Here is a 5,830-nt window from a genome sequence, read left to right on the forward strand (position 1 = left end):
GATGGACACACCATCGAAGCCCGGCAACCAAGCGTCGGCATATTCCCCCCAGAACTCAGGCACGACCCGATCGTCTTGCATCACGCCACCCTGAGTTACTCAAACGCGATTCAAGCATCGGCGCGCGATTCAGTTCCCGACTGTTATTCCGAAATGCCGCCAGGGGTACTGTCATTGGCGTTGTCCGGGATATCCATCTGGATTGTCCCGCACGCCTTGCAATCGAGCTTGTGGTCAAGCCTCTTGGGGTCCATGGGGTTTGGCCCTCCTGTCAGCTCGCTGAACGTCTGTAACAGCGACCGTCCAGCAACTTCACAGGAGCGGCGGACCCAGCGCGCGCGTCGCCTACCATCGGAACCAACTCCTGCTTCCTTCGTTCGCCATCCCATTGAATGGGGCTGTTCATGAACGATGCCTTTTTTGACGTTCCCCTGATCGTTGAGACGTCTGGGCCGGGCGAGTTCCGGAGGTTGGCCAGTGTGTCCCAGGCCGCCGTTTTCATGATGGAGCGCTGGCCCGAGGCGCATGGTCCGCGATATCGCGCTGCGCTCCGAGCCTGTACCGGGCGCCTGACCTCGAAGGACGAAGTTGAGAATGCCCGACGCGCCTTCCTGGCGGCAGCCAGGGAAGCTGGCTTGCTGGTGAAAGACGAGGATGAGGACGCCGACCTGGAGCTTCATCCCGACATCGAGACCACGCCCCCATCGCCCAGCGAGCAGAAGCGGCGAGAGCGCGCGCGGATAGAAGAGGAAGAGGAGTTTCTGGTCCGGTTCCTGGCGCGCGAAACCGGTATCACAGAGGAGCAGGCGCGCGAACTTTTCCACATGATTGGCGACGATCGGGCAGCATTGCTAAGAGAGGCCAGAATTTTGAAAGCCCGGCATTGAAGGGGACGCCGCCCCGCGCGCCCACAAGCGCGCCGAGCCTCGGCTCCGCCTGCGGCCTCACCAAACCCTCTGGCAGTTGCTACCCCCGGACCTCGCCGGTCAGGCAGGGGAGCCGGGGGCACCCTTTTCCACAACCAGAAGTCAGCGAAGGAGCCGGAACGAATTGCAAGCCTCACCGTTGCGCTTGCGCTTGAGGGATAAAATGCCAAAGTGAGAAGGGACAACTCACCATGGGCGACGATAAATGCGACGGCGCCCGCATGTCGGGGCGCGATAGGCTTGTAACTCAACTTGCCATGGAAACCGGTATCACTGCGGACCAGGCGCGCGGCCTCATCAGCATGCTAGGCACTGACCGGAATTCCCTGCTCCGCGAGGCGCGGATAATCTTCCGCCAGGGCCATCGGCAGGAGTGACGGGCGGATTGTTGCTGTCGGCAGTAATACGGTCGCCGTCAAGCCTGTGGCTGAAACGTTGTCTCAAGCGGCGGACGGGTGATGTTGAACGTGCAGTTGGTGGTCGTAGACGCCGCAGCAGCGGCAACCACCCCCAGCAACCGGCTCTCATCAAAGCCCGCCTCGATAAATTCGCGCTTTTCCGCCGCGATAAGACCACCACGCTTCTGCTCACCAATGACGATCTCGACCATATCGCCGGCAAACGCGATCAGCTCGAAGGCAAGATTCGGGAGCGCTACGGGATTGAGAAGGATCGTGTCCGGCGCGATATCGACGACTGGCACGGCCGGCAAGGCTGGTGAACCCGCGAGGCTGCCAAATGTGAAGGCGCTGTAGCTGCAGCGCCGTCATTTTATTCGACCACAACGCCGCGAAGCACGGCATACTGCCGCTTCACCTAGGCCGGATTAATCAATTTGGCTTGTTGATTGATGTGACCGCGAGGTTCGTCAGCTTGTTGTTGGTGGCTTTCTCCTCGTCAAGGATCTCGCTGAGCAGCTTGTGCGCCTCGTCATGTCCGAGTTCCTTGGCCCATTCCCGCAGAGAGCCGTATCGGGAAATTTCGTAGTGCTCAACTGCCTGGCAAGCCGCCAGCAGGCCGGAATCGAGTGCCGTCCCTGACGCTTCCTCCATCAGACCGTCGGCTTCCTTGATGAGCCCTTCGATGGCGTCGCACTTCTCGCCAGACGCCTTCTTGCCAATTGACTTGAACACCTGCTCCAGCTTCTTGATCTGCCCCTTCGTCTCCGCGAGGTGATCCTCGGCGGCTTTCTTTAGCTTGGCGTCTTTTGCGGCCGCAGCCACTTTAGGCAGTGCCTTGGTAATCGCGTTCTCCGCGTAATACATGTCTTGGAGGGTATGCTCGAAAATATCGGCCAAGGTCTTCATCATGATGCTCCATTTGCCCGGATTGGCACGGGAGAAAGTGCGAGCGAAGCCAATGGTTCCGTGTTTTTCACGCCGGCCTGACAGACAGATGGCCGTTGGGCCGGAAGCAAAGTGTCCGCCTATCAGGAGCTGACTGTCCTCCGGCTGGGGAATTATTTAGGCGACGTTCGATCATGCATCCATTCCTCAAGGTGCAGGAGGCGCGGCAACCAACTGCTGGGAAGGCGACAATATTGGCTGGTCTTGCTTGCGCTCGCGTAGCGCGAGGAAAGCTGCGGAGAGCATAACAGCCATGCCGGTGACGTCGATCAGGCCGACCTCCTCACCGTAAGCGACGATTCCGAGCAGGACGGCGATCACGGGTGAGACGAAGGCAAAAGGCTCCGGCCCGCGAGGCGCCGATGTCGCGCAGAAGACGCATGAAGAGCGTGTAGCCTATGAACGACCCAAACAGCACGAGGAACAGCCACCCGGCCCAGGCCTGCCAGCCCCAATCGCCTGTTAGTGCCGCGGCCGCGCCTGGCTCCGCAACGAGTGAGACGAGGATCAGGAACGTCTGAACGACGAAACCACGCTGAATGTTTAGGGCAAAGATTTTTCAAAGACGCAAATCGATTTGTTCAATCAAGATTTTCATCGATCCAGAGAGATTAGCCTAGGAGAATGGCAGGCGCGTCCCATGCGTGAAAAGATGACAGACTGGTTCGCGAGCTGGCTAAGGTCGCAACTTTAACCCGGAGCGTACTCGCATGTGTCCATCCGGTTAAGCCGCCGTGGGCAAAGCGCTAAGCGTGCATGCACGCCAGTGCCCCCGCCCCTTACGTTGGCTGCAGCAGCGTGCTACCGCACCCAAGGCTGTAGGTGACGGCGAAGCAGTCTGATGTTGCGGTTGTTGGCCTTGAAATAGACGTCGAAGATCGAGCCGAGGAGAGGAACGCTTCCTACTACCGTATCGAGCAGCACGTTCCCCAACATGCGGGCTACCAAACCATTTGCAGCACCGCAGTTTCGGGCTCGCCACACGATATAGGCCGAGACCAGGCCCGTCGCCGCATCTCCGAGGACGGGTACCAAGCCCACCAGCGCATCCAGCCCAAAACGTATTGACGTTCCCGGAATGCGCCAGCGGGAATCAAGCAAAGCGGCCAATAAGTCCAGCTCGGCAATTGCTCTTGCTGCCTCAGAGTCGGGGGGGCCCTGTCCGCTCATCCCAGCCGCCGGGCGTGTGCGATTCAGACCTTCCCAGTCTAGAACTGTCACTCTAGACATCGCTTTGACCGGGTGAATTCTTAGCTTGCGAACTACGTGACGGCACGTCATCGAGCAGGGTCGTCTCATCAGAGACCTGCGTCGGCTCGGCTGGCAATTCGCCATTTGGCGTCATCTTGTTGACTGCCTCTGGCAAATCTTTCGTGATCCTGGCAATCAACTCATCCCGCGAAAGACCGGTCTGCAACGAAAGGGAAGTGAGTGTGTCTTCGTCTATGGCCGTTTCCACGTCGCTTGGCCCGATCGGTTGGTTCGGTCCGGTGCCAACCCAAGAGTCGACCTTGGCTCCAGCCCCTACCCCTCTGAATCGGTCGAGGATGTCGCCAAGCGCCGTTCCCGACACGCCTTTCGATAGTTGATCCAGAACCCCGCCTTGCGGGTCGTTTGGGTTACGATCTCCAACTCTACGTATCATCTCACCGATCTTGTCGCGATTTTGATACGCCAGGACGCCAAGCATCGCGATCGCCAATCTTCCCAGATTTGCCATTTTGGTCTCCTCCACGGTCCAAATGGAGGAAGGGCTCAGCCTCACAAAAGTTCCGCGAGCGATAATGTAATGTTGGGTGTCGTCGCGGCCCTCTCCCGAGCGAGATCGACCAACTTGTTCGACTGGGATGTGAGGACCATTACCAGGCCACGCCTGTGCTAAATCCTTGAATAACAACTGTCTTGGGGCGAGGTAACGGAACCAAATAGGCTGTGTCGCGTCATATAGGCAGGTCCCCGTCCGGAGTGAAATCGATGATCAGGCTCCTTGTTGCCGCCACAGCGTTCCTCCTCGCATGTGGCGGAGCCGAAGCCGCGAAACTGAACCTGACCGCCGTCAACCAAGCGCAATTCGCGTCCGACACCCCAAAGGGTTTGAACCCGGCCGTTCTGAAAGCACAAATTCTCTTGGACCGCGCGCGCTTCTCGCCGGGCCTGATCGACGGCCACCTTGGAGAGAGCTTCACCAAGGCGCTCAGCGCCTTCCAGACGGCGAACGGATTGCCGTCCGATGGCAAGCTCACCAGGGAGATTTGGGACAAGCTGTTGGCAACTTCCTCGAGTCCAGTCCTGGTCACCTATGAGCTGACCCGCAAGGATGTGCGCGGACCTTTTACCAAGCGAATTCCAGCTCGCCTCGAGCGGATGGCCCGCCTGTCGAGGCTAGGCTATCACAATGCGGCCGAAAAGCTGGCGGAGCGCTTCCATATCAGCGAACCACTGTTGCGAAGGCTCAATCCTGGCATCGGCTTCAGGAAGGCCGGCACGAAGTTGCTGGTGCCTGATATTGGTCGGGGCGATCCTCCCGCCGCCATTGCCGAGGTTGAGGTCGACAAGAAGGCTCGCGTGCTACGCGCGCTTGATCCTTCCGGTAAAGCGCTTGCAGTCTACCCTGCCTCGATCGGCAGTGACGAAAAGCCGGCGCCGAGTGGCCAGGCAGAGGTCAAACGCGTGGTGCACAATCCGACCTATCACTATGATCCCCACTTCGCTTTCAAGGGCGTCAAAACCAAGCGACCCTTCACCATTGCTGCCGGCCCGAACAATCCGGTGGGGTCGATATGGATCGATCTGTCGATCGAAAGCTACGGCATTCACGGCACGCCCGAACCCGGCAAGATCGGGAAAACCTTCTCGCATGGCTGCATCAGGCTGACGAACTGGGATGCCGAAGACGTCGCCTCGATGGTGCAAAAGGGCACGAAAGTTACCTTCAAAGGCGAAATGGCTGACGCTGGCGACAAACCTAAATAAGCATACCGCTCACCAAGTTTCATTTCCTGTTATGAATGCTACCCCGAGGTCTACTCTGCCATATCAAGCTTGGTGCACGACGCGACCATCTCCGGGCTACTTGTAGAACCAGCGATCCCGACTAGACCCATCGGGGCTGAGGGTGAGACCCAGTAGCAGACCCATTGCAGCACCAAGAATAAAGGCGGTCGACACAGTGCCCGGATTGTCCTGGACGGCTCCCGAAACAGATTGGGCCCCGGTCCGCAGGGCCTGAGCCGTACGGCCGGCCCGCTCGGCAGCGCTGTCATACCAGCCCGTGGCTTCCTCGACGACCTCTTCTGCGCGCTCTGCCAGCGTCCGATTGATCTTGTTGATCTCGCGCTTCAGCTGGGCAACCTGCTTCTCCAAGGTTGCCTGAGCTTCGCGCTGCGTCGGCCTCGGTGTCGCGTTTGCATTTGGATCATCGGCCATCTTCAGACTCCTTGATTGTCAACGCTCAACGACTAACGGCTGCGTAAGGTTCCTATCAGAGAAAATACCGGCCACGCAGCGGACTTGGTGTCCGTTTTGGCCGGCCTTTCAGGCAGCGACCGGCGTGCTTTT

General features: G+C 59.1%; 7 protein-coding genes and 1 pseudogene. 3 read left to right on the forward strand and 5 right to left on the reverse strand.

Annotated elements, in window-relative coordinates; translation table 11 throughout:
• The first annotated feature begins 404 nt into the window (after positions 1 to 404).
• Both EN925_RS20250 and EN925_RS40820 read left to right on the forward strand, forming a co-directional pair.
• Entirely contained in the window at positions 405 to 887 is a 483-nt protein-coding gene (locus tag EN925_RS20250) for a DUF982 domain-containing protein (protein WP_127368821.1), read from the forward strand.
• Positions 888 to 1,512: 625 nt separating this feature from the next.
• Positions 1,513 to 1,647 (forward strand): annotated as a pseudogene (locus tag EN925_RS40820) (CsbD family protein); the annotation flags it as partial.
• 109 nt (positions 1,648 to 1,756) lie between these two features.
• Here the strand turns inward: EN925_RS40820 and EN925_RS20265 are convergent.
• The 4 genes from EN925_RS20265 to EN925_RS20275 all read right to left on the reverse strand — a co-directional run bounded on the left by EN925_RS20265 (position 1,757) and on the right by EN925_RS20275 (position 3,992).
• Entirely contained in the window at positions 1,757 to 2,233 is a 477-nt protein-coding gene (locus tag EN925_RS20265; protein ID WP_127368819.1) for a ferritin-like domain-containing protein, read from the reverse strand.
• A gap of 186 nt (positions 2,234 to 2,419) precedes the next feature.
• Positions 2,420 to 2,593, reverse strand: coding sequence for a hypothetical protein (locus EN925_RS39715; RefSeq protein WP_164894296.1), 174 nt, complete (start codon positions 2,591 to 2,593; stop codon positions 2,420 to 2,422).
• A 480-nt stretch (positions 2,594 to 3,073) separates the two neighbouring features.
• Entirely contained in the window at positions 3,074 to 3,442 is a 369-nt protein-coding gene (locus tag EN925_RS20270) for a DUF4112 domain-containing protein (protein ID WP_245460948.1), read from the reverse strand.
• 52 nt (positions 3,443 to 3,494) lie between these two features.
• Positions 3,495 to 3,992, reverse strand: coding sequence for a YidB family protein (locus EN925_RS20275; RefSeq protein WP_127368818.1), 498 nt, complete (start codon positions 3,990 to 3,992; stop codon positions 3,495 to 3,497).
• Positions 3,993 to 4,246: 254 nt separating this feature from the next.
• On the opposite strand from EN925_RS20275, the gene EN925_RS20280 reads away from it, so the two are divergent.
• Positions 4,247 to 5,245, forward strand: a complete 999-nt coding sequence (locus EN925_RS20280) for a L,D-transpeptidase (protein WP_127368824.1) — start codon at positions 4,247 to 4,249, stop codon at positions 5,243 to 5,245.
• 96 nt (positions 5,246 to 5,341) lie between these two features.
• Here EN925_RS20280 and EN925_RS20285 read toward each other — a convergent pair whose 3' ends face one another.
• Positions 5,342 to 5,698, reverse strand: a complete 357-nt coding sequence (locus EN925_RS20285; RefSeq protein ID WP_127368817.1) for a hypothetical protein — start codon at positions 5,696 to 5,698, stop codon at positions 5,342 to 5,344.
• Between the last annotated feature and the right edge of the window lie 132 nt (positions 5,699 to 5,830).

The organism is Mesorhizobium sp. M7A.F.Ca.US.006.04.2.1 (assembly GCF_004022915.1).
Lineage (GTDB): Bacteria > Pseudomonadota > Alphaproteobacteria > Rhizobiales > Rhizobiaceae > Mesorhizobium > Mesorhizobium ciceri.